This window comes from Streptomyces sp. Tek67B01 (assembly GCF_055231995.1).
Genome location: NZ_JBUYUY010000001.1, coordinates 6691297 through 6717309, shown reverse-complemented (window position 1 = coordinate 6717309; position 26013 = coordinate 6691297). Strand labels below are relative to the sequence as shown.

21 protein-coding genes are annotated in these 26013 nt (G+C 72.0%); 11 read left to right on the top strand and 10 right to left on the bottom strand.

Annotation, left to right across the window (positions count from 1 at the left end):
• The first annotated feature begins 22 nt into the window (after window positions 1–22).
• On the top strand, window positions 23–196 hold the full coding sequence (locus tag ACV7NM_RS30475; RefSeq protein ID WP_463413327.1) for a CsbD family protein: 174 nt from the start codon (window positions 23–25) through the stop codon (window positions 194–196).
• A gap of 57 nt (window positions 197–253) precedes the next feature.
• Here ACV7NM_RS30475 and ACV7NM_RS30470 read toward each other — a convergent pair whose 3' ends face one another.
• Window positions 254–586, bottom strand: coding sequence for a putative quinol monooxygenase (locus ACV7NM_RS30470; RefSeq protein ID WP_463413326.1), 333 nt, complete (start codon window positions 584–586; stop codon window positions 254–256).
• Window positions 587–748: 162 nt separating this feature from the next.
• Window positions 749–1201: a hypothetical protein gene (locus tag ACV7NM_RS30465; RefSeq protein WP_463413325.1), complete on the bottom strand. Its 453-nt coding sequence runs from the start codon at window positions 1199–1201 to the stop codon at window positions 749–751.
• Between the two features lie 108 nt (window positions 1202–1309).
• Here ACV7NM_RS30465 and ACV7NM_RS30460 point away from each other — a divergent pair, with 108 nt between their 5' ends.
• On the top strand, window positions 1310–2140 hold the full coding sequence (locus tag ACV7NM_RS30460; protein ID WP_463413324.1) for a dienelactone hydrolase family protein: 831 nt from the start codon (window positions 1310–1312) through the stop codon (window positions 2138–2140).
• Window positions 2141–2337: 197 nt separating this feature from the next.
• Here ACV7NM_RS30460 and ACV7NM_RS30455 read toward each other — a convergent pair whose 3' ends face one another.
• The 3 genes from ACV7NM_RS30455 to ACV7NM_RS30445 form a co-directional block, all read right to left on the bottom strand.
• Window positions 2338–3351: a HEAT repeat domain-containing protein gene (locus ACV7NM_RS30455; RefSeq protein WP_463413323.1), complete on the bottom strand. Its 1014-nt coding sequence runs from the start codon at window positions 3349–3351 to the stop codon at window positions 2338–2340.
• A 21-nt stretch (window positions 3352–3372) separates the two neighbouring features.
• Window positions 3373–4086, bottom strand: coding sequence for a HEAT repeat domain-containing protein (locus ACV7NM_RS30450; RefSeq protein WP_463413322.1), 714 nt, complete (start codon window positions 4084–4086; stop codon window positions 3373–3375).
• A 137-nt stretch (window positions 4087–4223) separates the two neighbouring features.
• Window positions 4224–4829, bottom strand: a complete 606-nt coding sequence (locus tag ACV7NM_RS30445) for a GOLPH3/VPS74 family protein (RefSeq protein ID WP_463413321.1) — start codon at window positions 4827–4829, stop codon at window positions 4224–4226.
• A 253-nt stretch (window positions 4830–5082) separates the two neighbouring features.
• Here ACV7NM_RS30445 and ACV7NM_RS30440 point away from each other — a divergent pair, with 253 nt between their 5' ends.
• From ACV7NM_RS30440 to ACV7NM_RS30430, 3 genes are all read left to right on the top strand, one after another.
• Complete coding sequence (locus ACV7NM_RS30440) at window positions 5083–5511, top strand: hypothetical protein (RefSeq protein ID WP_463413320.1); 429 nt, start codon at window positions 5083–5085, stop codon at window positions 5509–5511.
• Window positions 5512–5768: 257 nt separating this feature from the next.
• Window positions 5769–6857, top strand: a complete 1089-nt coding sequence (locus ACV7NM_RS30435) for a PLP-dependent cysteine synthase family protein (RefSeq protein ID WP_463413319.1) — start codon at window positions 5769–5771, stop codon at window positions 6855–6857.
• Window positions 6854–8125, top strand: coding sequence for an MFS transporter (locus tag ACV7NM_RS30430; RefSeq protein ID WP_463413318.1), 1272 nt, complete (start codon window positions 6854–6856; stop codon window positions 8123–8125). Before ACV7NM_RS30435 ends, ACV7NM_RS30430 begins: the two co-directional genes overlap by 4 nt.
• A gap of 187 nt (window positions 8126–8312) precedes the next feature.
• On the opposite strand, the gene ACV7NM_RS30425 is transcribed toward ACV7NM_RS30430, so the two are convergent.
• Window positions 8313–9116, bottom strand: coding sequence for a TIGR04222 domain-containing membrane protein (locus ACV7NM_RS30425; protein WP_463413317.1), 804 nt, complete (start codon window positions 9114–9116; stop codon window positions 8313–8315).
• A gap of 610 nt (window positions 9117–9726) precedes the next feature.
• Here ACV7NM_RS30425 and ACV7NM_RS30420 point away from each other — a divergent pair.
• From ACV7NM_RS30420 to ACV7NM_RS30405, 4 genes are all read left to right on the top strand, one after another.
• Window positions 9727–11589, top strand: coding sequence for an ABC transporter ATP-binding protein (locus ACV7NM_RS30420; protein WP_463414120.1), 1863 nt, complete (start codon window positions 9727–9729; stop codon window positions 11587–11589).
• Between the two features lie 348 nt (window positions 11590–11937).
• Window positions 11938–13332 (top strand): hypothetical protein, encoded by a 1395-nt coding sequence (locus tag ACV7NM_RS30415; protein WP_463413316.1) that lies wholly within the window; start codon window positions 11938–11940, stop codon window positions 13330–13332.
• A gap of 205 nt (window positions 13333–13537) precedes the next feature.
• Window positions 13538–15109 carry an FMN-binding glutamate synthase family protein gene (locus ACV7NM_RS30410; protein WP_463414119.1) on the top strand — a complete coding sequence of 524 codons (1572 nt, stop codon included), beginning with the start codon at window positions 13538–13540 and terminating at the stop codon, window positions 15107–15109.
• A gap of 133 nt (window positions 15110–15242) precedes the next feature.
• Window positions 15243–16970 carry a thiamine pyrophosphate-dependent enzyme gene (locus ACV7NM_RS30405; RefSeq protein ID WP_463413315.1) on the top strand — a complete coding sequence of 576 codons (1728 nt, stop codon included), beginning with the start codon at window positions 15243–15245 and terminating at the stop codon, window positions 16968–16970.
• A gap of 133 nt (window positions 16971–17103) precedes the next feature.
• On the opposite strand, the gene ACV7NM_RS30400 is transcribed toward ACV7NM_RS30405, so the two are convergent.
• The 4 genes from ACV7NM_RS30400 to ACV7NM_RS30385 all read right to left on the bottom strand — a co-directional run bounded on the left by ACV7NM_RS30400 (window position 17104) and on the right by ACV7NM_RS30385 (window position 19899).
• Window positions 17104–17844 (bottom strand): VOC family protein, encoded by a 741-nt coding sequence (locus ACV7NM_RS30400; RefSeq protein WP_463413314.1) that lies wholly within the window; start codon window positions 17842–17844, stop codon window positions 17104–17106.
• A 10-nt stretch (window positions 17845–17854) separates the two neighbouring features.
• A complete protein-coding gene (locus ACV7NM_RS30395) occupies window positions 17855–18202 on the bottom strand; it encodes a hypothetical protein (protein ID WP_463413313.1) in 348 nt (115 codons plus the stop codon).
• 173 nt (window positions 18203–18375) lie between these two features.
• On the bottom strand, window positions 18376–19014 hold the full coding sequence (locus ACV7NM_RS30390) for a flavin reductase family protein (RefSeq protein ID WP_463413312.1): 639 nt from the start codon (window positions 19012–19014) through the stop codon (window positions 18376–18378).
• A 267-nt stretch (window positions 19015–19281) separates the two neighbouring features.
• The gene (locus ACV7NM_RS30385) at window positions 19282–19899 is read right to left on the bottom strand and encodes a hypothetical protein (RefSeq protein ID WP_463413311.1); all 618 of its coding nucleotides are present in this window, start codon (window positions 19897–19899) and stop codon (window positions 19282–19284) included.
• A gap of 245 nt (window positions 19900–20144) precedes the next feature.
• Here ACV7NM_RS30385 and ACV7NM_RS30380 point away from each other — a divergent pair, with 245 nt between their 5' ends.
• Window positions 20145–21014: a DUF4132 domain-containing protein gene (locus tag ACV7NM_RS30380; RefSeq protein WP_463413310.1), complete on the top strand. Its 870-nt coding sequence runs from the start codon at window positions 20145–20147 to the stop codon at window positions 21012–21014.
• Window positions 21011–26002: a DNA-binding protein gene (locus tag ACV7NM_RS30375; RefSeq protein ID WP_463413309.1), complete on the top strand. Its 4992-nt coding sequence runs from the start codon at window positions 21011–21013 to the stop codon at window positions 26000–26002. Before ACV7NM_RS30380 ends, ACV7NM_RS30375 begins: the two co-directional genes overlap by 4 nt.
• Window positions 26003–26013 lie beyond the last annotated feature (11 nt).

The window sequence follows — 26013 nt, the reverse complement described above, 5'->3', positions numbered from 1 at the left end:
CGCTGTGAGAGAGGGGTCGGTGATGAGCACCGGCGAAAAGATCAAGGCCCGGGCCGAGCAGGTGATCGGCAAGTCGGTCAGAAAAGCGGCGCACGCCTTGGGCAACAGGACCACCGAGGCCAAGGGAGCCGCCCTGGAGGCCCGGGGGAAGGCCCGGCAGGTCAAAGAGCGGGGTAAGGACGCGTTCAAGCGCTGACCCGTTCTCCAACCGCCGGCCGGGCACTGTCCCCCGTTGCGCATCTGCTCCTGCCCGTCAGGACTGGCCGTCGACAGCCATCTCACCCAGCAGAGACCAGTCGTCCTGCGGCACCTTCATGTTCACGATGCGGGGTGTCGCGGCCAGATGGCGCGGCAGGGTCTGCCGCGCCTCCTTGAAGTGGTCGGACTGGACGTGAGCCGCCCCGGCCTCGTCGTCGCGGAACGCTTCGACCAGGACGTACTCGGTCGGATCGTCGATGCTTCGCGACCAATCGAAGGAAAGACAGCCGGGTTCAGCGCGGGTCGCGGCGGTGAAATCGGCTGCGATCTGCGGCCAGCGGTCCGCGTACTCGGGCCGGACCTGGAACTTTGCGGTGATGAAGATCATGAGGCTCCTTGGGTTCGGCTCCGATTCTCCGTCGTCGGCGCCGCCAAAGGGCGAGACACGACGATCACTCGTGCGGCATCTGCAATCGAGAGCGGCAGCCTTCCGGCCGGCCGTCAACGGGCCCGTCTACGGGCGCACGTGCGTGCGCGCCGGCGCCGAAGGTCAGCCGATGTGGGTCGCCGTCAGGAGCCGGCCGGTGCTGCGGAGACGTACCGTGCCGTCGGTCGCGCACGTCGGCACCGGGGCAGCGCCGGGCCAGTTCGCCGGCGTACAGCCACGAGGTGATGGCCCGGCGCCGGTCGAGGAGCCCCGCCTCGGCGATAGGAACGCGCCGACGCAGAGGGAGTCGACGGTGGTACCGGCGGCGCCTTGCGCACGGTTCGCCGCGATCTCGGGGACCAGCCGGGCGAGCCGCGCGTCGAGGTCCGCCTCCGGGTGAAGTGCGAAGCCGGGGACCACGAGGACGTCGGCCTCGCGCAAGGACCGCACGTCCAGACTCGTGCCTCCCGAGGCGGCGACCCGGCCGCGGGGCGAGACGACCGTGACCCGGTAGCCGGGCGCGTCCGCTCCGGCGATGTGCCCGGCCATCGTCAACAGGTCGGGACCGCCGAACACTTCGGACGCGAAACAGCCCGTGTGTGTCCGTGGCCGTGGCGAGATTGCCCCTGGCCTTGGCGATCCCGCCCCTCACCCGACGACCGGTCCCGAGGCCAGGCTGGCCCCATGAGCGATGACGACCCGATCAACGATTTCACCCGCCGGAGCGTGGCCGTGGAGGGGGTGGAGAAGACGGTGTACGTGGCCGGGGCCGGGCCCGCGGTCGTGGTGCTGCCCGAGATGCCGGGCGTCAGCCCCGATGTCCTGCGGCTCGCGCGCTGGGTGCGGGACGCGGGCTTCACCGTCCATGTGCCCTCCCTGTTCGGGACGGACGGCGCCTTCCCCACCGCCGAGGGCGGCAGGGAGGTCGTCCGTCGCGCCTGTGTCAGCGCGGAGTTCCGTGCCTTCGCCGGGGGTGGCACCAGCCCCGTGACGCTCTGGCTGCGCGGCCTGGCGCGCCAGGCCCACACGGAGTGCGGTGGGCCCGGGGTGGGCGCGATCGGCCTGTGTTTCACCGGCAACTTCGCGCTCACCATGGCCCTGGAACCGGCGGTGATCGCCCCGGTGGTCAACCACCCGTCACTGCCCCTCGACGACCCCGGCGGACTCGAACTCGACGCGACGGACGCACGCGAGGTGCGTGACCGGCTCCACCGCGACGGACTCACCGTCCTCGCCTACCGCTTCGAGGGCGACCGCTGGTGCACGGGGCAACGCTTCGCCGCCTACCGCGCCCTGCTCGGCGACGCCTTTGACGGGCGCGTCCTGCCGGACAGCGCCGCCAACCCGTCCCCGCCGCCCTTCTTCGCCGACCTGGTCGGCACTCCGCACAGCGTCGTCACCGCCCATCTCGTCGACGAGGTAGGCCACCCCACGGTCCGGGCCCGCGACGAGATCCTCGCCTTCCTCACCGGCCGCCTCCGCCCACACGGGAACCGATCACTGGCCGCCACCTGACCAGGCCCTACGCCTCTGACCGTGCGCCGTGCGCCACGTGCCATACGCCGTGTGCCGCGTGCGGTCCCGGCCGCGACCGCTACGGCCGTAGCCGGCGGTTCGTGGGCCGGTCCCAGCCCGTGCTCCTCGCACCGGGACACCGGCAGCACGACAGCACGGCAGCTCGGACATGCCGCGTACACGCTTCGCCCGGCGGCTCACGAGCGTGCGTCGCGTAGCCTCAGAACGTACGTCGCGGTCAGGGCCACGGCACGGTCTTCGTCATGTGACAGTGCTACGAGGGCAGTTGACGCCGTGCTGCCGGGGATGTCCGCGAGTGCCTGTGTCACCCGGCGGCGGGCGGACGGCCCAACAGTGTCGTGGTCGAGGCAGTCGACGAGCCCGGTGGCGATCTGCTCCGCCAGCTCGGGATCGCTCGCCAGCGCGCTCAGTGCGTCGGCCGCGTCGGCGTCGTTCCTGTCCTCGACGATCATGTCGATGAGGGTGGGAACCGCCTCGGACACCGCGCGTGCCCCGAGCGCGAGAGCCGCGTACCTGCGAACCACGGCGTCGGAGTGCGTGAGAGCGCCCCGCAACAGCGTGGTGGCCGCATCGTCGGGAATCTCGCCGATGGACTGGACGGCACGTTTGCGCACTTCGGCCTCGCTTGAGCCGAGGCCCTCCGCCAACAACGCGAGTCCCCCTCCGGCCCCGCCCGATCGCTCCAGGGCCCAACGAAGGGCTCCGGCGACGCTCGGGTCCGACTCGCTCAGGACGGCCTCGACCAGTGCTTCCGCCGGCACGGGCACTTCCTCGACCGCGGACAGGGCCGCGCGCTGCCGCGCCCCGGCGCACTTCGACCCCAACGCCTGTAGGAGCGGGACGATTTGTAGGACGGCCTCCCAGCCGGCTGGTTCCGCGGCACCGATGCGGCGCAGCCTGGTGAGCAGCTCCGTCTCCGCGGTGATGCGGTCCCGCGTCTGGCGGATGAGGTCGTCGACGAGCTCCGTGGGCGCGAAGCCGGGGTCGTCCAGTGCGCGCCCGACGTCGCGCAGCGACAGCCCCAATGACCGCAGGCTCTCGATGTGGAAGATTCGGCGGATGTCCTCGTTGGAGTACTCGCGATAGCCGGAGCCGGTACGGCCCGTAGGCCGGACCAGGCCGAGCTCTTCGTAGTGCCGGAGCATGCGGGCGCTGACCCCGGACCGTCGCGCGACATCGCCGATCAACACTGCCTACCGTCCCTTCCGGACCTACCCGCCGAGGGCCACGACGCGCTTCGCCTCCTCGATCGCGAACTCGAAGCCGGTGTCCGGGTCGCGCCACAGCCGTTCCGTGGCGATCGCGTGTGCGCGCCCGCTGGGGTCGCGTTTCGTCGTCGCCTCGGCCAGCGCCGGCAACATCACCTCCCCGAGTGCGACCAGCGCCCGACTGAGGCTCACTTGCGTCTCGCGTTCGCCGCGCCCGAGCTGTGCCGCCAACAGTACGGCCAGTGCGCCCTCCTGCCCTTCGGGCACGAGTACGACCGCCGCCCGCCAGGCACTTCGGGCCACTTCGTCATCGGGGTCGGACAGCAGCGCCGGTGTGATCGCCGGCCACGCCTCCCGGTCCCCGATCTTGGACAGCGTGTGCAATGCCTGACTCCGTGCCTGCGCCCGCTCCGAGCGGACTTCGTCGACGAGCACCGGGACCGTCACGGATGGCGCGTGGCGGGTGAGTGCCCACGTCAGCATCTCCCGGACGTAGAACTCGGGTTCGACCGCGCACCGCTCTATGAGCTTGTCGACGAACTCCGGGTCCGGGGTCGTGCCGAGTGCGAGTGCCGTCCGCAGCCGGACCGACGAGCTGTCGTTCCCCAGCCCCTGGAGAGCTCGCTCCGTATCGGTGCCGGTATCGGTGTCCCTATCGGTGTCCGTTTCCGTGTCCGTGGTCCGGTTCGCGTTCGAATGCTCTTTCGGCATGGTCATCGGGCCCACCTCCTTGACCGCAGTGAAGACGTTGTCACTGTGTCAAGGTCAAGCGGGTCAGGCCGGGACATGGCTGGGCGGGACGAGCAAGCGCCCCGCCAGGGGCGGGGCCTACTCCCGACCGCCCATCACAAGACTCACGGCCCGCGCCAGAGGTTGGCGAAGGCCGCGTTCTCGATGGTCCGCCTCTGGCGTACGGCCTCCAGTTCCATCACCGCGTCGTGGACGGCGGCCAACACGGTCGTCACCGCCTCGTCGTCGTGGCCGCGCTCGTCATCGGATCGTCCGCCGCCGATGCCGACGACCGAGGCGAGGGCGGTCAGGACGGGTTCCTTCTCCGCCCAGCGGTCGGCTGCCCTGCGGCGGCCAAGCGTGTCGACCGGTTCCACGCGTTCCGAGCCGAAGGACAGCCGGCTGCTTCGCTTCCGCGTCAGTTCGCCGTCTTCCTCCAGTGCGGCCTGGTACGCGGCCGAGAGGTCCCGACCCCGGCGCCACAGCCAGTCCTCGATCGGCTCGTACGGCGGTTGTCGGGTAAGCAGGGCCGCAGCCTCGTCCAAGAGCCGGTCGCCCGGCATCGGCGGCCCGCCGGGCACGATGCGGTCGCCGTCCACGACGGCGGCTCCGGCACCGATGAGATCGACCAGTTCGGCTGCCGCCAGCGCGAGCGACAGGTCACCCTGTCCCACGGCGTGCTCCGGCCTCGCGTCCATGGCAATGATGAACAGGTCTTTCGCCGTGGTCATGAACGGCTCCCCTCGGAGACATCGACAAACGTGCGCCACCACCGGACCGGCCCGTATCGGGAGCCGGTTCGCCGACGAGGCGACTGTCACGACCAGTATCTCTCCGCCCGGGCGGCCGAAGCCCGGCGCACGGGGACGGAGTCCCCGACCACGATGTCAGAACGGCTGGTCCGGGTGCGCACTCAGGCCCGGGGTGAACATCAAAGCAGGACCCTGGCGGGACTTTGGGTAGTCGATCCATTACCCTCTGCTCGTGATGATCGGGGCGGCGGACAGGGCGCGGCGGGCTGTGGCGCGGGCGTTGTGGCCGGCTCTGGTGCTCGTCATCGTCCTGCACGCCCTGGGCTGTGCCCACGGTCCGCCGGCCGGCGGCTCCTGGCGGGTCGACACCCTCACGGCGGCGGCCACCGCTTCGCCCGCCGCGCCGCGAGAGGCTGCGCCAGGGCAGGCCACTGCCCGCTCGATCGAGTGCGACAGCCATCATCACGGGCCGCACCAGTGCAGTGATGTCTACGAGCCGGCGCTGGGGCGGGACGGGGCCAAGGCCGGCCCGCACCAGCCGGCGACGACGCCGGCCGCCGCCGCGCAACCGGGTGCCCTTGCCGTACGGGGACCACCGGTACAGCAGGCGGTGCCCATGCCCGGTGGCGGGCGGGCGATGCTACAGGTCTGGCGGATCTGACAGGCCCGGTCGCACCGCGCGCCGCTGCCGGCGTGCCCGTGCGGCAGGACGAGCCGAGTTCGATCCCCTCGACCTTGCACACCGCTGTCCCGGCTGCTGCCGTGCGACCCGGCGGTGGGAGAGCCGTCACGATGAACCACACCCCCTTGTCATCCGTCCCTGCCTCCGTCCCCGCCTCCGCCCCTGGTCCCGTCCCCGCCTCCGCCCGTGCCTCCTTCCCCTCGTCTCCCGCACTGTCGCCGGCTGCCCCCGCCCGGGTGGCCGGCACACCGGCCGCGCTGGTCGGCGACACGCCCGTGCTGTGGGTGGGCGAGCCGTTCACCGCGGCCGGGCGCGGGTTCTGGGCCAAGCTCGAAGGCCACAACCCCGGCGGTATCAAGGACCGCACCGCTTTGTACATGGTGGCCGCCGCCCACGAGCGCGGGGAACTTCGACCCGGCGCCCGGATCGTGGAGTCGACCTCGGGCACCCTGGGCCTTGGCCTGGCCTTGGCCGGCATCACCTTCGGTCATCCCGTATCGGTGGTCACCGACCCGGGACTGGAGGCCAATGTCGCGGGGCTCCTGCGCGCCTACGGCGCCGAGGTCCACACCGTCACCGCCCCGCACGCGCGGGGAGGTTGGCAGCAGGCCCGCCGGGAGAAGGTGGCCGAGCTGCTGGACACCGATCCGGACGCGTGGTGCCCGGACCAGTACCACAACCCCGACAACGTGCTCGCCTACGGGCCGCTCGCGCACGAGCTGGTCGCTCAGCTCGGCCGGATCGACACCCTCGTCGTCTCGGTCGGGACCGGCGGCCACTCCGCTGGGATCGGGCGCGTACTCCGCGCGTTCTTCCCCGCCCTGCGGGTGGTCGGCGTGGACAGCTGCGCCTCGACCATCTTCGGGCAGCCCGCCGGCACCCGTTTGATGCGCGGCCTCGGCTCGTCGATCTACCCCCGCAACGTCGCCTACGACATGTTCGACGAGGTCCACTGGGTCGCCGCTCCCGAAGCGGTGTGGGCCGCCCGCGCCTTGGCGCGCACCCGCTACGCCACCGGCGGGTGGAGCGTGGGCGCCGTCGCCCTCGTCGCCCGCTTCATCGCCCGCACTTCCCCGGCCGACCACCGCATCGCGGCCGTCTTCCCCGACGGCCCCCACCGATATCTCTCCACCGTCTTCGACGACGACTACTGCCGGGCCAACCAGTTGCTGGGCCACCCACCGGCCGACGACCCCGACGAGATCACCCACTGCGACCAGGCCGTGGTCACACGCTGGACCCGCTGCCCGACCGTCACCGGTCCCCGACCCACCGCCACGGTCGCCGGCAGCTTCGACCTCGACCTGGCCGGAGCGGCCCGGTGAAGAACGTCCTCGGCCAGACGCGTTCGTTCTCACCCGCCGCCCGGTTGCTGATGGTGAACCAGTTCGCCATCAATTTGGCCTTCTACATGCTCATGCCGTACCTCGCCGCCCACCTGGCGGGTGACCTCGGTCTGGCCGCGTGGACGGTCGGCCTGGTCCTCGGCGTGCGCAACCTCTCCCAGCAGGGCATGTTCCTCATCGGCGGTACCATCGCCGACCGCTTCGGGTACAAGGCCCCGATCCTGACGGGCTGCCTGCTGCGCACCTGCGGATTCGCCCTGCTGGGCTGGGTCGACACCCTCCCCGCGCTGATCGCCGCATCAGCGGCGACAGGATTCGCAGGCGCCCTGTTCAACCCGGCGGTGCGCGCCTACCTCGCCGCCGAGGCAGGAGAACGGCGCGTGGACGCGTTCGCCCTGTTCAACGTCTACTACCAGGCCGGGATGCTGCTCGGTCCGCTGGTCGGGATCGCGCTGCTGGCCGCCGACTTCCGTGTCGTGTGCACCACGGCCGCCGTGATCTTCGCCGCCCTGAGCGCACTCCAGGTCCGCGCCCTGCCCGCGCGCCACGCCGGCGCCTCCACCCGGGCAGAAGGCCAGGACGCGGACGTGAAGGCGCCGTCGGTGTGGGGGCAGTGGCGGCAGGTCGTCTCCAACCGGCCGTTCCTCCTGTTCTCCGCCGCGATGATCGGCTCCTACGTGCTGACCTTCCAGGTCTACCTCGTACTGCCGCTGGCCGCCGGTGCCGCCCTCGGCTCGGACGGCACCAAGGCGACGAGCGGACTGTTCGTCATCTCCGCCGCGGTGGCGGTGACCGGACAACTGCGGCTGACCGGCTGGGCCAAACGGCGTTGGACGCCCCACCAGGCACTGGCGGCCGGGCTCGCGGCGATGGGCGCGGCGTTCCTTCCCCTGGCCGTCTCCCCCGCCCGTTCCGCGGTCGGAACGTCGGCAGCCCTCGCCCTCTCGGTCGCCGTCCTCGCCGCGGCCGGGGCGTTGGTCTACCCCTTCGAGATGGACACCGTCGTGGCCCTGGCCGGCAACCAGTTGGTCGCCACCCACTACGGCCTCTACAACACCGTCTCCGGCCTCGGCATCACCTTGGGCAACCTGGTCCTGGGAGCACTGTGGGACGCCACGCACGCCACCGCCCCCTGGCTGGTGTGGGCCGTACTGGCGACGACCGGAGCCGGATGCGCGGCAGCGGTCACCGCACTCGCCCGCTCCGGACGCCTGAACACCCGACCCGTCCACCCCGCCACGGCCTGAGGGGCCTGACGCGGCCTGATTCTGACGCGGGCGCGTCGGCAGGTTCCCGACCCGCTCGCCCGGGGACCCGCCGACGCGCCGAAACAGCACGTGACTCCCGGGATCACGGGGTGGCGGCTGCGGCCGGCGGGACCGGCGCGGGGACCGGTAGCGGGCTGCTCGTCACCGGGGCACGGGGCGGTGCCCGTCAGCCTCCGCAGCCCCCGCACCCCCCTGACGTCTCGTGCCAGCCGCCGCGCCCGCTCCGCTCCATGGGCTCCCTCGGGGCGCGGGTCAGCAGCCCGCTGTCCTCGGTGAATCGCGGGAGCCGGGCCCGCAGCGCCTGGGCGCCGAACAGTGCCACGCTCAACAGCAGGGTGCCCGGGGCTTGCCGCTCCGTCTCCGTGGCCCGGCGGGCTCCGGCGTGGTCCTGGCGCAGCCGGGTGAGCAGCACCGCTCCGCGCGGGGTGCGGCGGGACCTCGACCACAACGCCACCGCGGCCACATCGGCGAGGAGGGCGAGCCACAGCCACACCGGCGCCGGTCCATCCACGGCGGCTTCGACGGGCGCCGCCGCGAACACCGGGAGCAGCAGTGTCCGTACGGCCCACCGCCGCTTCGTGGACACCAACAGCCCCGCACGCTCCAACTCCCGGGCCGTCTGGCCGATCGCACGCCGCACCCGCTCGTCGTTCTGCAGCCGTCGAGGGTGCGTGCGCCGGTAGAGCGCGCCGTACTGCGCACGGGCCACCGCGGAGCAGCCTCGCGGCGGCAGCCGGGTTTCGACACCCCGGACCGTCTGCCGGAACCCCGCCTCCACCGCGCCGGCCAGGTACAGCTCGACCAGCCCTGTCTGCGCCGCCCCCCGCACGCCCCCGCGCAACAGCCCCACGTCGACCGGCGACATCGTCCTGCCGAGCGGCCGTGCGCGCCCGCCGCCGAGCAGCAGCACCCAGGCCAGCAGCACCAGACACCACGCCACGCCGGCCGGCACCCCACCTGTCAACCACACGCGAACCACCCCCGGCCGTTACCCTCCCCGGCTGTCCGTCGCCCCAAGCCTCCGGCTACGGCGGCGGGATGTGGTCGGGGGCGGGGGCGCCGGCTGCCTGACTGCCGGCACGGGGCGGCTCCCGCCGGCCTGCGGCGGGGGCCGGACAAGGGCTGCGCAAGGCCCTGATCGGGTGCCGCGCATCCCCTCTCCACTCGAACGTGTGAGTTCAAACGCGCCGAACCCCGGAGGCACTGCCTCGCACACTCGGTTCGTAATCGCGTTCGACCACTTCCCTCTTCCGGGGCCGTTACGGCCTCAGTTCCTTGGCGTTTTTGGAGCACCAGTGCCATCCCGCCGCCCAGTTGGAGGACACCATGAACAGCGCCCCCACCCCCACGCATCGTCCTCCCGAAATCGAACGGCGGCCCGGAGTGATCCGGCACGGCGTTGCGGGTGACCTCGGCCCGGCGCGTACGGATGCGGGGTGGGCGGCATGAGCGACCCCAGCGATGCAGCGACCGACCGCGTCCCGGGGCCGCGTACCGCCCCGCCGACACCATCCCTGCCGACGCCGTCGGGGCCGTCCGCGCAGGGCGAGGCCTCCCGGACGGCCGCTCCCGAGCCGCAGATGCGGTACGTCGATCTGACCGGCAGCCGTGAAGCGGCCGGCCGCTCCATTCGGATGCGTGACATGGGCCGGCGCCTGCCGCGGCTGGTACGCCGCTCGCTGGCTCTGGCCTGGCGGGTCGACCGGCGGGCGACCGTCGGCCTCTTGCTCTGCCAGGTCGTCGCCGGCGTGATGCAGGCCCTGGGCCTGATCGCCATCGCCGGTACCCTGACCGCCCTGCTGAGCAGCGGAGACGTCTACCACCGGCTGCTGGAGGCGTGGCCGTCCGTGGCCCTGCTGGCCGGAGCTTCAGGTGTACGCGCGCTCCTGGGAATCACCGTCAGTTGGCTGTCCTCCCGGCTGGGCCCGCTGATGTCGCGCGAGGCCGAGCAGATGCTGCTGACCGGTTGCGCCGAGGTGGAACTGTGCGCCTACGACGAACCGGACTTCAACAGGGACCGCGAGGCGGCCGACCGTGGGGCGCAGGTGACCGGTGACCTGATCGACGAGGGCCAGGACCTGATCGCCTCGTCGGCCTCCTTCCTCGCCGGGGCGCTCGTGCTGGCCGGGGTGCACTGGGTCCTCCTGCCGCTCCTCGTCGCGGCCAGCCTCCCGCAAGCCCTGGCCCAGGTCAGTGCCGCGCGGGTGCGCTACCTCGCGAACCTGCGCAGCAACGGCGACCAGCGGATGCTGTCGGTGCTGCGCTGGCACATCTACACGAAGGACGCCGCCGACCAGATCCGCGCCGGCACCATGAGCGGCTTCTTGTCCGGCCGGTACCGCCAGACGGTCGCCCGGATCAACCGCGAGGACCGGGCCGCGGCCGACAAGGGCGCCCGAGTGTCCCTGGTCGGCGCGCTGTGCGGCGGTCTGGGCTCCGCGGTGGTGTGGGCGGCGGTGGTATGGCTACTGGCCACCGGCCGCATCAGCGTCGGGAACGCCGGGACGGCGGTCTTCGCCCTGCAGACGGTCGGGCAGTCGGTGCGTGGGCTGGTGGCGGTGGGGGCGCGGGCCGTGCGTACGGGTCTTTACATGGACGACTGGAGCGGCTTCCTGGACAAGGCGGGGGGCTTCCGCATGCGGCGGGGCCCGCGCCGGCCGGCGCCACCGAAGACGATCGAGATCCGGTCGGTGACGCACCGGTACGCGGGCAAGGACAGCGACGCGCTGTCCGACGTCTCGCTCACCTTGCGCCGGGGCGAGGTCACGGCCTTGGTCGGCTTCAACGGCTCGGGCAAGTCGACACTGTCGAAGCTGGTCAGCGGCCTGTATCTGCCCACAGGCGGGCAGGTGCTGTGGGACGGCGTCCCCACCGGCGACATCGACCCGCAGAAGCTGTGGGAGCAAGTGGCCCTGGTCCCGCAGGACTACGCCCACTGGCCCCTGACCGTGCGCGAGAACGTGACCCTGGGGCAGCCCACGGCGCGCGGCGACGCGGCGGTGCGTGAGGCGTGCGCGGCCGCCGGCGCCGACGAGGTCGTCGACAGGCTCGGAGCCGGGCTGGACACGCTCCTCGCCCGCGAGTGGCTCAACGGCGAGGAACTGAGCGGCGGGCAATGGCAACGCGTCGCTCTCGCGAGGGCGTTCTTCCGCGAAGCCGGGTTGCTGGTCCTCGACGAGCCGACCGCGAACCTCGATCCCCGGGCCGAGTACCGGATCTTCCAGCGGCTGCGGGAGCTGGCTCGGGAGCGGGTGGTCCTGTTGGTGACCCACCGCATCACCAACGTCGCCGTGGCCGACCGGATCGTCGTCCTCGACGAGGGGAAGATCGTCCAAGAGGGCACCTACCAGCAGCTCGCCCAACAGCCCGGTCTGTTCGGGCAGTTGCTGTCCTACCAGGTCACGTCTGAATCAGACGGCGCGAAGCCCGGGACGCGCACATGAGCCGTCCCACCGCTCATTGCGACGCCCGGGCCGACCTCGGCTCGTAGCGGCGGCGGGGCGCGAGCCCGCCGGCGCGTCCGGACCCGGCGCAGCGGGGCGCCCGCGGAGCAGGAGTGGGGGTGGGAGTGGGGCGTCGACGCCTTCGGCGATCGGGGCCCCGCTCCCGCCTAGCGGGTGGTGCGTCTCCGGTGAGGTCGGTGGCCGGCTCCGCGGGCGGGGTCGGTTCGCAGGCGATCGGCGAGTTCTGGAGTATCCCCGGATGCGCACGGACGGCCCAGCCGTGAGCCTGGGTGCATGAGGAAGCCCAGTGTGGTGGTCCATCCGCCGGACGTCCGGGGGCTGCGGGCGGTGACCGTCAACGGGGTATCGGCCGGCAGTGCCTGGTCCGTACGCGACCTCCGCAAACAGTTGAGGCGGGCCGGGCTCCCGAAGGACACCGACCTGGCCGACCGCGCGTGCGTCACCTGGCGCGACGGCGGCATCGACACCTGGCCGGACCGCCCGTGGCACCGCCGCGCGGTCATCGCCCTGATGGTCGCCGGCCTGCTGTCGTCCATGCTCCTGCTCATTGACGTCGGCCGGGTGGACGCCTTCGGCGCGCTCACCTTCGCCGGCCGTGTCACCGGGTTCCTCTTCGTCTTCGCGGGCGCGGCGCAGGGGCTCGCGGCAGCAGCCGTCTTCGATTTCTGGGGCAAGCGAGCGCTGCCGTACTCGGGGGCGCTGGTCCTGGTGGGCGTGCTCATCGCCCTCGCCACCGAGGGCGTCTTCCTCTTCCTGTGGTTCGAGGAACGCGAGTACACGCCCTACGTACCGGCGTTCCTCCTGATCTCCCTCTGGGCCCTGTGGGCTCTCTGGGCGCTGCGGCGGCAACAGCCCTGGAAGGGGACCCCGCACCCGAAGAGCTTCACGGCGGGACTGACCGTCACCGCCGTCCTGGCTACCGCCAATTTCGCCTACTCGGCCGTTTACCAGCCCGCTGCGGCCGACCTCACCTTTTCCCTGAATGTCGCATTCGGCAAGCCGGTGCCGGACCCCGTTCTCCCCTCGATCCATCTTCCGGTGGAGATCAGGATCAAGAACACCGGTACGGTTCCCGCCTATGTCCTCGCGGCGGGGTACCGCGTTGCCGGACGTACCTCCACATTCGAGAAGGACAGAGAAAAGTTCGACCGGAAGGAGTGGCGGCAGGCCGCGGAGTGGAACATCGACACCGAGCTGCACGTCGAGCCCACCGGCTACCAGTCACTGAATACCGGATTGTTCATCGCTCCTGGCCTGATGCTTTACCCCGGCGACACACAAAGATCGCAAGCCGTGGTCCAGATTCCCAAGGACGCGAAATATGACGCGATCATGGCCACGTCGGGAATCGCCCTGCTAAGGGCCGATCGCGCGAAGATCGACTCCGAATTCATTGTCCCCATGTTTTCGTGGACCCGAAAGGACACCCGATTCTACGACTGCTCCCCCAGCCCTTGCCCGGATTACGTCATGCACCACGGACGGCTCCGCTACAGCAACAACCTCATCAATGTGACGCGAAGGCCGCGCTACATCAGTTCGGTGCGGATGCTGGACGAGAACGGCGGCATGTCCGATCTTTCCGTGAGTTCCTACAACGCCGAGGGAAAGCTGTCCAAGAAGCAGGAGTCCCTGGAGCGGTTCGGCGTGTCCAACCTACTCAACGGGGCCACGGTGATCCCCTTCGCCGCCCTGCTTACCGCGGGCCCCCCGCGGCCCTGACCCCGTCCGACCGCACCTGCGGCACACCGAACGCCGGCCGTGCGCACCCGGACGGCCGAACCCGTGCCGGGCGGGTACGGGCTCGCGGGCTCGCACCATCGGCCCCCTCCTCTGCACTGCGTCCTCTGCACGGCGGGTGTGATCATCTTCGAATGCGCGGAGGAGGTCAGGGCATGAGCGCGGTGTGATGACGAAGCTCAAGGTGATGGTGTTCGCGGTTCCGGGCGTCCTGACAGGCGCCGCGACCGTTGCGGCCGTGGCGCTCTCCGCGTGGTGGTGGGCCCTGGCCGTGCCGATGGCCGTTCTGGTGGCGCTGGCGGTGTGGGACGTATGCCAGCGGCGGCACTCGGTCCTGCGCAACTACCCCGTCCTCGGCCACTTCCGGTTCGTACTGGAGACGCTGCGACCGGAACTGCAGCAATACTTCATCGAGCGGAACTTCGACGGTCGTCCCTTCGACCGCGACACCCGCAGCATCGTCTACGAGCGCGCCAAGGGCACCGACGCCGAGGAACCGTTCGGCACGGAGCGTGACCTCTACCAGCCGGGTAGCGAGTACCTCGTCCCCTCCATGGCCCCGCGGCCGGTCCAGGAGGACCCCCCGCGGGTCAGGATCGGCGGCCCCTACTGCACCCGCCCCTACGAGATGGCCCTGCTCAACGTCTCGGCCATGAGCTTCGGCTCCTTGTCGGCCCAGGCCGTCACGGCGCTCAACACCGGTGCTCGGCAGGGCGGCTTCGCCCACGACACGGGTGAGGGCGGTCTGTCCGAGTACCACCTGGGGCCGGGCGGTGACCTGGTCTGGGAGATAGGCACCGGCTACTTCGGCTGCCGCAGCGACGACGGCCATTTCGACGAGCGGCAGTTCGCCGAGAAGGCCGCCAAGGAACAGGTGAAATGCATTTCGCTGAAGCTGAGCCAGGGCGCCAAGCCCGGCATCGGCGGGGTGCTCCCGGGCGCGAAGGTCAACTCCGAGATCGCTTCGGTGCGCGGGGTGCCCGAGGGGGTCACCGTCGTCTCACCGCCCTACCACACCGCGTTTTCCACCCCCCGGGGACTGGTTCTGTTCCTCGCGCGGATGCGTGAGCTGGCGGACGGCAAGCCGGTCGGCTTCAAACTGTGCGTGGGCTCGCGCCGCGAGTTCCTCGCCGTGTGCAAGGCCATGCTGAGCGAGGACATCACTCCGGACTTCATCATCGTCGACGGCGCCGAAGGGGGCACCGGCGCCGCGCCCCTGGAATTCGCCGACAGCGTCGGACTGCCCCTCACCGACGGTTTGATCACCGTGCACAACGCCCTGGTCGGCACCGGCCTGCGCGACCGGATCAAGATCGGCGCCAGCGGCAAGGTCGCCACGGGGGGCGACCTGGTCAAGCGGCTGGCGCAGGGCGCGGACTACGCCAACGCCGCCCGGCCGATGATGTTCGCCCTGGGCTGCATCCAGGCCCAGCGGTGCCACACCAACACCTGCCCCGTCGGCGTAGCCACGCAGGACCCGCACCGCGCGGCGGCACTCGACGTGCCCGACAAGTCGCAGCGCGTCCAGCGCTACCAGGAAGCCACCGTCAAGAGCGCCCTGCAGATCATGGCGGCGATGGGAGTCGACCACCCGGGGCAACTGCATCCCGGCCTGCTGATGCACCGCGTCGATCCGCACACCGTGCGCTCCGGTGCGCAACTCTACGAGTGGCTCACGCCGGGGCAGCTCCTGGACGACGCACCGAGCTCCTGGGCCGAGGACTGGGCCGCCGCCGACCCCGCCCGTTTCGCCGGCTGACCCGCTTTCCCCCGACCGACTTCCCTCCCACCGACTTCCCCCTGACCGACTTCCCCTTCCCACCGCTTCCCCTCCGGACTGCGAGCAGAGCCGTACGAGCACCGGCCCGCCCACGACCCCACAGGACTGCCTCATGACACGCACCGTTGCCCGCGCGATCGTCGACGCACTGAAGGAACTGGACGTCCGCCACGTCTTCGGCGTCGTCGGCGACGCCCTCAACCCGCTCACCGACGCCATCCGCACCACCGACGGCGTGGACTGGGTCGGCTGCCGCCACGAGGAGGCGGCAGCCTTCGCGGCCGGCGCTCAGGCGCAGCTGTCGGGCCGACTCGGCGTGTGCATGGGCACCGTGGGCCCCGGCTCGGTCCACCTCCTCAACGGGCTGTACGACGCCGCCAAGAGCCACGCCCCCGTCCTGGCCATCTGCGGGCAGGTCCCGCTCGCGGAGATGGGCACCGACTACTTCCAGGAAGTCGACAACGAGCAGCTCTTCCGCGACGTCGCCGTCTACCGGGCGACGGTCACCTCTCCTCAGCAGATGCCCCGGATGCTGGAATCCGCCGTTCGTGCGGCGATCAGCCAGGGCGGCGTGGCCGTCCTGACCGTCCCGGGCGACCTCGGCGACCAGGACATCGAGGATGACCGTCCCGTGCGCTTCGCCCTGGACCGCCCGGTGACCCGGCCCGACGATCCGGCCCTCGCCGAAGCCGCCGAGCTCGTCAACGCCGGGTCCAAGACCACGCTGCTGGTCGGCCGGGGCGCGCGGGAGGCGCGGGAGGAGGTGTCGCGCTTGGCGGAGCTGCTCAAGGCACCCATGGTGCTCACCCTGAAGGCCAAGGAGGGCTTCGAGCACGAGAACCCGTACCAGGTGGGCCAGACCGGTCTGATCGGCAACCCCGCCGCCTCCCACGCACTCGACCATTGCGACACCCTGGTCATGCTGGGCACCGACTTCCCGTACCGCGACTGGTATCCCACGGACTGCAAGGTCGTCCAGATCGACACCCGGGGCGAACACCTGGGCCGACGGGTCCCGGTGGACGTGGGGCTGGCCGGGGACGTCGGCGCCACCCTGCGCGCCCTGCTCCCGCGACTCGACGCGGTGTCCGACCGCTCCCACCTCGACGACTCCCGCTCCCGCTTCGACTCCTGGACCGAGGACCAGCACAAGCTCGCCGACCCCCGCCACGACCACCGCTGGACGGGCAAGCTGCGCGCCCTGGTGGACAACCGGGACCACGACATCCGCCCCGAGGCTCTGGCCGCGTCCGTGGACCGGCACGCCGCCGACGACGCGGTCTTCACCTCCGACACGGGCATGGCCACCGTCTGGCTCTCCCGGTTCGTCACCATGCGCGGAACGCGGCGGCTGCTCGGGTCCTACAACCTCGGCTCGATGGCCAACGCCATGCCGCAGGCCCTCGGCGCCCAGCTGTGGTCGCCCGAACGCCAGGTCGTCGCGTTCTGCGGCGACGGAGGCCTGAGCATGCTCCTCGGTGACCTGATGACCATCAAGACGTACCGGTTGCCGGTCAAGCTCGTGGTCTTCGACAACCGGCGCCTGGGCATGGTCAAACTCGAACAGGAGCAGGCCGGTCTGCCCGAATTCGGCACGGAACTCGACAACCCCGATTTCGCGGCCGTCGCCACCGCCCTGGGCCTGACCGGCATCCGCGTCACGGACCCGACGGCATTGGACGACGCCGTACGCCAGGCGTTCGACACTCCCGGCCCTGTCCTCCTGGACGTGCTGACCAATCCCCGCGAGATCGCCGTGCCGGGCAAGCCCACCGTAAGCCAGGGCTGGGGCTTCGCCATCGCCAAGGTCAAGGAAACCCTCACGAGCGACGGCGGCTGACGACCCGTCCGTTCCCAGCGGCACCCGTTCACCGACGCTTGGGGCACCCACCGGCGGCGCCCGCGAGGCCGCGAGGCGTCCGCGCCGCCGGGCCCCGCGCCGGTGTTGACGTGTGAGGCGTTGGGGCTTCGCGTCAGGACGGGGCGAGGACGCAGAACTCGTGGCCCTCCGGGTCGGCCAGGCACGTCCACGGAACGTCGCCCTGACCGAGGTCGAGGTCGGTGGCGCCGAGGGCCCGCAGCCGGGCCACCTCCGCTGCTTTGTCGTCGCCGGGGCAGGGCAGCAGGTCGAGATGGACACGGTCCGGCACGGTCTTCTCGCCGGGTGCGCGGAGGAATTCCAGAAACGGGCCCACACCCTTGGCGGAGCGCAACACCGCTTGGTCGTCCGTCACTTCGCGCACGGTCCAGTCCAGCGCCCCGCCCCAGAACCGGGCCATGGCCCGCGGGTCCGCGCAGTCGACCACCATCGCGGCGATCGGTCCGGTGTCCCGGTAGACCTCCCGAGGCTCCAGCACACAGAACTCGTTGCCCTCGGGGTCGGCGAGGACCGTCCATGGCACATTGCCCTGACCCACGTCGACAGGCATCGCGCCGAGAGCCCGGAGGCGCGCGATCAACTCCGCCTGATGGGCCGCGGAGGTGGTGGCCAGATCGAGGTGCACCCGGTTCTTCGTCGCCGTCTTGGCTTCCGGGACGGGAACGACATCGATTCCGACGACCACCGGGTGCGGCCAGACGAGGCCTCCGGCGGGTCCGACGTAGGTGGTCACGCCGGGGCTGTAAACCTGCCAGTCGAGCGCCTGCGCCCAGAACCGGCCGACCGCCGCGGGGTCGAGGGCTTTAATGTTCACCTGAACAGGTCGCAGCGCCATGCCGGGCATCCTATGCGCCCCCGACGAGGCCTGTGTGGGCATGAACGTAGGACTGCTGCTGCGCGGTGTGGCGGCGGATGGGATCGAGCGGGGGCAGGTGCTCGCGGCACCCGGCTCGATCCACGTACACGCCGGCTTCGCCGCGCGCATCACGCTGCTGTCCGAGGAAGACGGGGCCGCGGAAGTGCGCACTGGTGAGCGTTTGCAGTTCCACGTCCGTACCGCCGCGGTGTTGGGCGTTGTGACGTGGGCCCAGGGAACGGAGGTGCTGCATCCGCTTCACCAGGGTGCGGTGACGGTCGCGCTCGAACAGCCCGTTGCCCTTGAGGCGGGCCAGGTTCTCGCCTCCCGCCAGCACGGTCGCGCCGCCGGCTCGGCGACCGCGCCCCGGCTCCTGTCCACCGTCCAGCCCGCTCGCACCAGGCGCGGGCCTGGCGCCCGTGGTCCGTGCGCAGAGCCGGTACGGCATCGGAGCCGGGCCCGTGCAGGGGCCGCCACCACCGCGGGTGCGGCGAGCAGGGCGTCGCGTGCTCAGCCGGCTGTCGACCGGTGCCGGTGAGGCATGTTCCAGCCTTCGGCGAGTCTCGACGGGTGAATGTTGTCGCCGCCGCCGAAGAACTCGCAGAACTTCATGATCAGCGGGTCCCAGCCGAGCGGATCCACGTAATGAGTTCCCGGAATGACCAACCCCTCCTCCACATGGGCACGAACGACCTCGACCTGAAAGGCCGTGGCGCTCGGAACGGGGCTGCCGAAGGGGTGGGCGGAGACGACCCTGCACTCCAGTTGGACGGGGCATTCCGCGACCCTGGGGGCTCGCACCAGGTCCGATGCCTGCTCGGTCAGTCGCCCGACGGAGAACTTGTCCGGCTCGTACCGGTAACCCTGCTTCGCCTTGTGGTCCGAGACTGCTGGTTTCCCGGTGGTGAGCGCGAGGCGGTCGACGGAATCGACCATCGCCGACGAGGGCAGGTTGAGCACGCACTCGCCCTCACGCAGCAGGTTCGCGGTCGTCTGGGCGCCGTTGCCGAGGCCGAGCATGCAGGACTGCCCCAGCCACCAGGCCGAGGACATCGGTGCGAGGTTCGCCGTGCCGTCTTCGTTGAGTGAGCTGATCAGAACCACCGGAGTTCCGAAGTACAACACCTTCAACCCGGGGACGACGTGCATGTGCTGAGCCTTTCGCAGAGTATCGGGGAGAGGGCTCACGATCAGGATCGCGAGCCGTCACCGACTCTCTCTTGGGCCGGACCACACCCGCCGGCACCAATACGACATCGCGTTCCACCCGAAGCGGTTGCGTGGGGCGGTGGCCGCGGCCCGGGCCCGGTACGGGGGGGCGCGGCAGGCCGAGACCGGGGAGGCCCGCAGACGAAGTGCTCATACGGCCACTACCGCCACCTCAGGCGGCGATCCACGGGAAACCGCCCAGTGCCTTCAGTACGCCCGCGGACCGTCCTCGGTGGCACGCATCGGCTGCGGGTAATACAGCTTCCCGTCCTTCATGACCTCCTGGCACGTGTACCGGGTCGGACCCATGGGCACCGCGACGGCCTCGGGAATGTCGTTGCACAGGATGTGGTCCACGGAGTCACCGCCGTTGCCGAAGATGATCCGCTGGACGCCCTCCCTCGCGATGATGCCCTTGCGGGGAGTCGCGGTGAAGGTCACGTAGTTCGGCGACCAGCCCGACTTGTCGCCGATGGCGACGTCCCACTCCACCTGCGCGCCCTTGTAGTCGGACGTGCAGACGACAGTGGTGCCCTTCTGCGAGCCCACGTCTTTGGGGCACTTGGCGGTGACGTCCCCTGTGGCGTTGGCCATCGAGAGGGTCTTCTTGCGGAGCTCGTACTCCAGGTTCGCCGCGAACGGGGCGTCGGCCGCCGGCGACGGCTGCAATTCGCCTTCCGGGCGGGGGCCCGGCCGATCCAGCTTGTTCGGCAACCGGCTGACGGACGGCTCCGGTTTGGCGCTCTTCGCGTCGGAGCCCCCACACCCTGCCGTCAACAGGACCACCCCGACCGACGCCAGAGTTCCAACGATCTTCATACGCATGACCGACAGACTAGTGCGCGGGGCGGCCCGTGATCACGGCCGCGAAAGCCGGTGGTCAGCCGTGGCACGGGACCGGTGGGGCTCCGGCCGACGACGCTCCCGTACCGGACCCGGGCGCGCACCCACCCCCGGGCCAGCGTTGTCAGTGGCCCTCGCTAGTCTCCCGACATACCGCAGCTCAGGGGGCCTTCCCCCAGGTCGACGCTGCGCGCAACCGGATCGGGCAGGCGGAGGGGCACGTACTGATGGCATGGCTGGCGGCGGGCGAGGGGTACGAGATCGCCCTGGTGGAGGGAAAGGTGGCGGCGCGGTCCGCCACCGGCCGGTCGGCGGGGCGGCAGTTGAAGACCCTGCCCAAGGCATTGCGCGACCACCCCGAGGTGGACCGGCTGCGCGAGCTCGCGGCCTGGCTGGACCGTCACGAACAGGCCTGCGCGGCACAGGTGGACGTGTGGATGGTGTCCTCATTGCCGGTGCCGACCGCCCTGCTCGCGCGGGTGTGGCCCGACGAGGCGTGGCAGAGCGCGCTGCGCGACATCGCCGTGGTCGGCGACGACCCGGACGAGGTGGGCTTCCTCAGGGACGCCACCGATTCCGGTGAGCTGAAGGTGGTGAACCTCGACGGGGAGACCGTACGGCTCTCCCCGCGCACGGTTACCTTGCCGCATCCGGTGCTGCTGCCCGACCTGGAGGACGTACGGGACTTCGCGGCCGAACTCGGCATCGAGCAGCGGGTCGAGCAGATCCACCGGTCCACCTGGCACAAGCCGGAGGGGCTCGCGGTCGGCGCCACGGAGGTCCGCGACTACGCGGGCGGGAAGTTCCCGTCCCGTTTCGGCCTGGCCGCCCGGGCCACCGGTCTGGGCTACCGGGTGTCCGGGGCCTACGCCACCTGCAAGGTCCGTGACAACGGCCGCGGCGCGGAGGCCGCGGTGTGGATCGGCGAGCCCTACTACGACGACGACTCGACGACCGGCGCCCTGAGCTGGCACGACGAGGACGGCCGGGCGCTGCGCCTGGCGGAGGTGGGGCCAGTGGCCTGGTCCGAAGGCATGCGCATGGCCGCGGCGTTGTACGCCGGGCGCACGATCGAAGAGGGCGGGGAAGCACGATGAGCACCACCGACACCACCGACACGACGGCCGCCGCGGCGGACGCGACCCCTGACGCGAGCACCGAGCGGGCGGGCGAAGCCGAACTGCTCCTCAAGGCGGGCGCCGTACTGCCCGTGGGCACTGCCGGCGCCGGGCCCTCCGCCGTGGACCTCACCGCCCGCAGCTACCGCCACCCGGCCCTCGGCGAGGACCGCGCCGTCGTCCGGCTGGTCGCCGCCGAACTGGGTCAGGCCGAGGACCTCGCCGCCGGGTTCCTCGGGCTCGTCCTCGACGAGGGCGAACCGCCCGTCGTCGGCCTCGGCCGGCGCCAGGCGCTCGGCTTCCCCGAATGGCTGCTCGTCCACTACCCCGAGGACGGCCACCACGCCCTCGCCATCGTCCCCGAGCTCGACCGGGCGGCCCGACAGGCCAAGACGAAGCCGAAGGCGGCCCTGGACGCCTGCCACGAACTGGCCGGGCGGCTCGCCGCCGCCGTCCCGCACTTCCTGCCCGTCTTCTACGAGCAGGCGGCCCGTGTCTTCCTCGCCGTCGAGAACACCACGTACGCGGCCCAGCTCTTCGGCCGCGCCCGCACCAGCGAGAGCCGGCACGGCCTGAGCGTCGACGAGGACCGCCTCGACGCCGTGTTCCTCGAATTCGCCCTGGCCGGCGCCCTCCCCGTCAAGGTACTCACCGGCTACGGCAAGGACCTGTCCACGCGGGTCGATCCCGCCGAGGCCTACGAGCGCTTCCGGCGGCTGTGCGTGCGCCGAACGGCCGGCGGCCTGCCGCCCTCCGCGCAGGCCACCACCGAACTGCGCCGTCTCGCCCGCAACGCCGGGTTGTCCGGTACCGAAGGCGAGCAGGAGTACCTCGCCGAGCTCCTCCCGCTGCCCGCCACCCTGCGGGCCGGGGCCGGCTGGTGGAAGGCGCACCGCACGACCCTGATCGCACTGGGCCGCCGGGTTCCTGCCGTACGGGGCACCCTGCTGGGTCTGACGCCGCCCGGCGGTGACGGTGAACTGTCCGCCCTCTGGCTCGACATCATGACCGAATCCGGCGCCACCGCCGGGCTGGTCTCGGACGGGCTGCCCGCCGAACAGAGCTGCTCCGACGGGGTGGTCGGCTGGCTGGAACGCCTCCACGCCGCCCGGCACAGGGGCTGGGGCACGCGTCCCACACCGCCCGCCCTGCTCGACCTCGTCACCCGGGCCGCGGACCGGCTGCGCGCCGAACTCGCGGAGCCGGGCCGCGAAGCGGGACTGAACATCGGCGTCGAGGACGCGAACCTGCTGGACCTGTTGCTCTCTTCGGGCATCCCGGTCGCCGACCCCGACCCCACCTCCCACAGGCGCCGCGACCACCTCAACCTCGCGGGCTGGGCGGGGACCGACCCGCGCCGCGACCTCCTCGCCGTCGCCGCCGACCCGCGCTTTCGGCCCGCCTTCCGGCGCGCCGCGTACGGCCTGCGCGGCGACAGCTCCGCGGTGCAGGTCGTGCGTACGCTCGCCGCGTCACCCGGCGGCCGGCCCATGCTCACCGAATGGATGCGCGAGGTGGCCGACGCGTCCACCGCGGCCGGGCTGCCCGGACTGCCCGACGCCATCGAGCGGCTGACCTGGCTGCCCGCCGAAGCCCTCGAACTCGCCCGCGAGGAGGTGACCTCCGCGGTCGCCGCCGACCTCGGCGATACCCTCGCCCGCACCCTGCGCTCCGGCCTCTTCGAGGAACTCGCCTGGCCCGCATGGGAAGCCGCCCTCGCCGAGCTGACGCCCGCCCAGGGCGGCCAGGGGCTGACCGTCGTCGAGGCCTGGCCCTACCTGATCGTCGCGAACTCCACCCAGGTCCGCGTCATAGACGCCGACTCCACCGTGCTCATCCACGACCTGCGGGCGCCGGGCAACGACTCGCGCCGGTACGGATTCCACTACGTCGACGGCGCCCTGCTCGTCTTCTGGTCCCGCCCCTGGGGCAGCGACGGCGTCGAGGGCTACTGGCACACCGCGCCCGACACCGTCGTCTCCCTGGACTTCGCCGGCAACCGGTGGAACCCGCGCTCCGAGGAGATCAGCCTGCCCCTGCCCGCAGGCGGTCGCACCACCGGCGGCGGCGTCCTGCACGCGGGCGACACCCGGCTTCCGGCCGAACGGCCCCTGCTGCACGACGGTACGTCGTACTGGGTGTGGCAGCACCGCGACCAAGGCGGCAACGACGGGGGCTGGCGAGAGTACGACCCCTCCGACGGCGCCCTGGGACGGTTCTCGCACCCCGGCGTGCTCAGCGACGCACTGGGCGCGGGGCCGGGGAGCGCCTCGGCACCCACCCGGTCCTGCTGGCTCCGGCCGGCGCCCACCGTCGAGGGATCGGTCCTCGGCACGCCCGTGGACGGGCTCCTCGGGCAGCACATCGTGGGCCGGGCCGGCCAGGGCTGGCACGTCACCGACCTGACCGGCCGCACCGTCAGCGTGCCCGACGGCACCACCGCGCCCGTCGCGGTGCTCGCCTTCCCCGGCGACGAGCGTCCCCGCGTCCTGACGCAGAGCTGGCGCAAACTGCAGATCATCGACCCCGACGGTGTGGTCACCACCCAGTCCCGCGACGACCGCCACCACCGCACCGTGGCCTTCGCCACGGCGAGCGTGGACCTTCCGCCGCTGCCCTTCTGGTACGCACTGCGCCCGCGCGATCCCGAAGGCTCGGCCGCCCTGCGGGCGGCCGACGGAGCCACGGTGGCCACCCTGCTGAAGGCGGCCGCGGAGGCCGAGACGGTCACCGACCTGCCCGGCGTGGTGCGCGCCGTCCTGCCGCAGGTCTCCGCCCCGCAGCTGGTCGGGGGCATCGTGGAGGTCCTCCGCTTCGCCCTCACCCAACAGGAGGCGCTGCACGACGTGGCCGCCCGGCTGGACCCCGGCTCCGGTGCGGTGGTCGACGAGCCGCCGGCGGGCCCGACCGACCGCCTGCTCTCCGATGCGCTGCTCGGGCTCATGGACTCCGGCTACTACCGCTGGGGCGCCGAGCACGACACCGCCCACCGCTATCTGCGCGGGCTGGCCGAGGCCGCCGTCGACACCGGCGCCGAAGCCGTCCCCGGCCGCCTCCACTTCGACAGGCCCGCCCTGCCTCCTTCGGGGCTGCCCTTCACACCGCTGCTGGACCAGCCTGCCGCCGTCGCGTACCGGGCCGTCGCCGTGGGCACCACCGACGAGCAGCGGGCCGCCCTGCGCACCGTGCTCGGTCAGGTGGACGCGCTCGGCCTGGCTTCGGCCGAGGGCTCCTCCGACCGCTGGCGGCGCGTCCTGCTCCACCTCGACCAGCGCCATCTGGGCACCCCCGGCGGCGGCGAGCGGAGCACCTCGCACCGCAGCCTGCTCCCGCTGGGCGGCGGGGCCGTCCTCGGTTTCACCGAGCACTCCTCGTCCGTCCCCGACGGCCACGAGTTCGGGGCGCTGCTGTACGACCCCGCCGGCCGCTTCGCGGTGCCGGGCCCCTACACCGTTCGGGGCGAGGCCACGCTCGGCGACCGGGAGCGCGGCGCGGGCTGGCTGACGGCCTTCCTGACCGAGGTGGCGGACCGCGGTCCGGCGCCGTTCTTCCCCGAGGCCGCCGAGGAGTTCACCCGCCTCACCGGCGCCTCCGGCGCGGTGGCGCGGCTGCTGCTGGCGGGTCTGCCGGGCATCGACCAGTACCGGCACGACTTCCTGTCGACCGAACTGCGCACCGCTCTGGGTGTCAAGGTGGCCGAAGCGAAGAACGCCCGCACCGAACTCAGGGCCCTGGCCCCGGCCGTACGGCGGGAGCTGGTGGCGGCCCTGCTGCCCGCCGACCCCGCGCTCCTGTGGACGCGCGGTCCGGACGTGTCCGCCGCCGCGGCCGTATGGAACCGGCGCGTGGGCCGGCGCAAGCCCGTGCCCGAGTGGCTGCTCACCGAAGCGGCGCGCGGCGCGCGCACGGGGTGGCCCACCCACCGGGCCCTGGCCGCGATCCTCGACCCGGCGGAGTCGACGACCCTCGGCGTCGATGTCGCCTGGGGGGTGACGGGTGATCACGTCGAGCCCCGCGAACCCGTCACCGCCCCCTTCACCTCGTCCGTCCTGACCGGGGCGCTGACCCTCACGGCCTGGTTGGCCCACCGGTTGCCCGCGGGCGACCCCGTACGCGCCGCGCTGCCGCCCGCGCTCACCGCCGTGCGCCAGCGGCTCTCCGCACGGGGCCTGCTGCTCGGCATCGGGCACTACACCAGCCTGCCCGACTTCCGCACCGCCGCGGGCACCCCGACCGCGACGGGCGAGGGCTTCGAGCGCTACGGCGCGGTGGTCATGCCCACCCACGACGACCGGCCGAAGCCCGCGCTGTGTCCGGCCCTGCTCGACTCCACCGGCTCCGACCCGTACCTGGCGGCCCTGCGCGGGCCCGACCAGCGGCCCTCCGCGGTCGAAACCGCCCTGCGCGTCGCCCACGACCCGCGCTTCGCCGCACTGCTCGCCGACCCCGGCGCCCCGGCGGCCGGCGCGGTGGACGAGGACGGCACCTGGTGGCCGCAGAATCCGGCCCGCTCCGTACCGGACCTGGTCGCCGAGGTGTCCCGGGCCCACGGACTCGGCGAGGACGCCGCCACCGTCTATCTGACGCTGCTGGCCATGCCCGACCCCACCGACCGCAACGTGGCGCGCTGGACCGGCTGGAAGCCGGCCCGGCTGAAGGCCGCCCGCACCGAACTCGCCGCCACCGAAATGGTGGTGTCCGCGAGCCGGGTCAGGGCGGGGCGTTCCCTGTTCCTGCCCGGCGGTTGGACCGAGACGGCCTCCCCGATCGTGCCGCTGGAGTCCTGGAAGCTGCCGATGTTCGACTCCCTCGCCCCGGGCGGCTCCCCGGTGTTGGGCGTCCTCGTGCCGGGCGAGCCGGCCGCGGAGCTCTACCGGAGGGTCTGGCGTCGGGTCCGCGAGGGCGACGTACCGCGCTTCGAGCAACTGAAGGTGAAGCGCACCCGGCCCCGTGCGGGTGGCCGCTGAAAGGAGCGTGC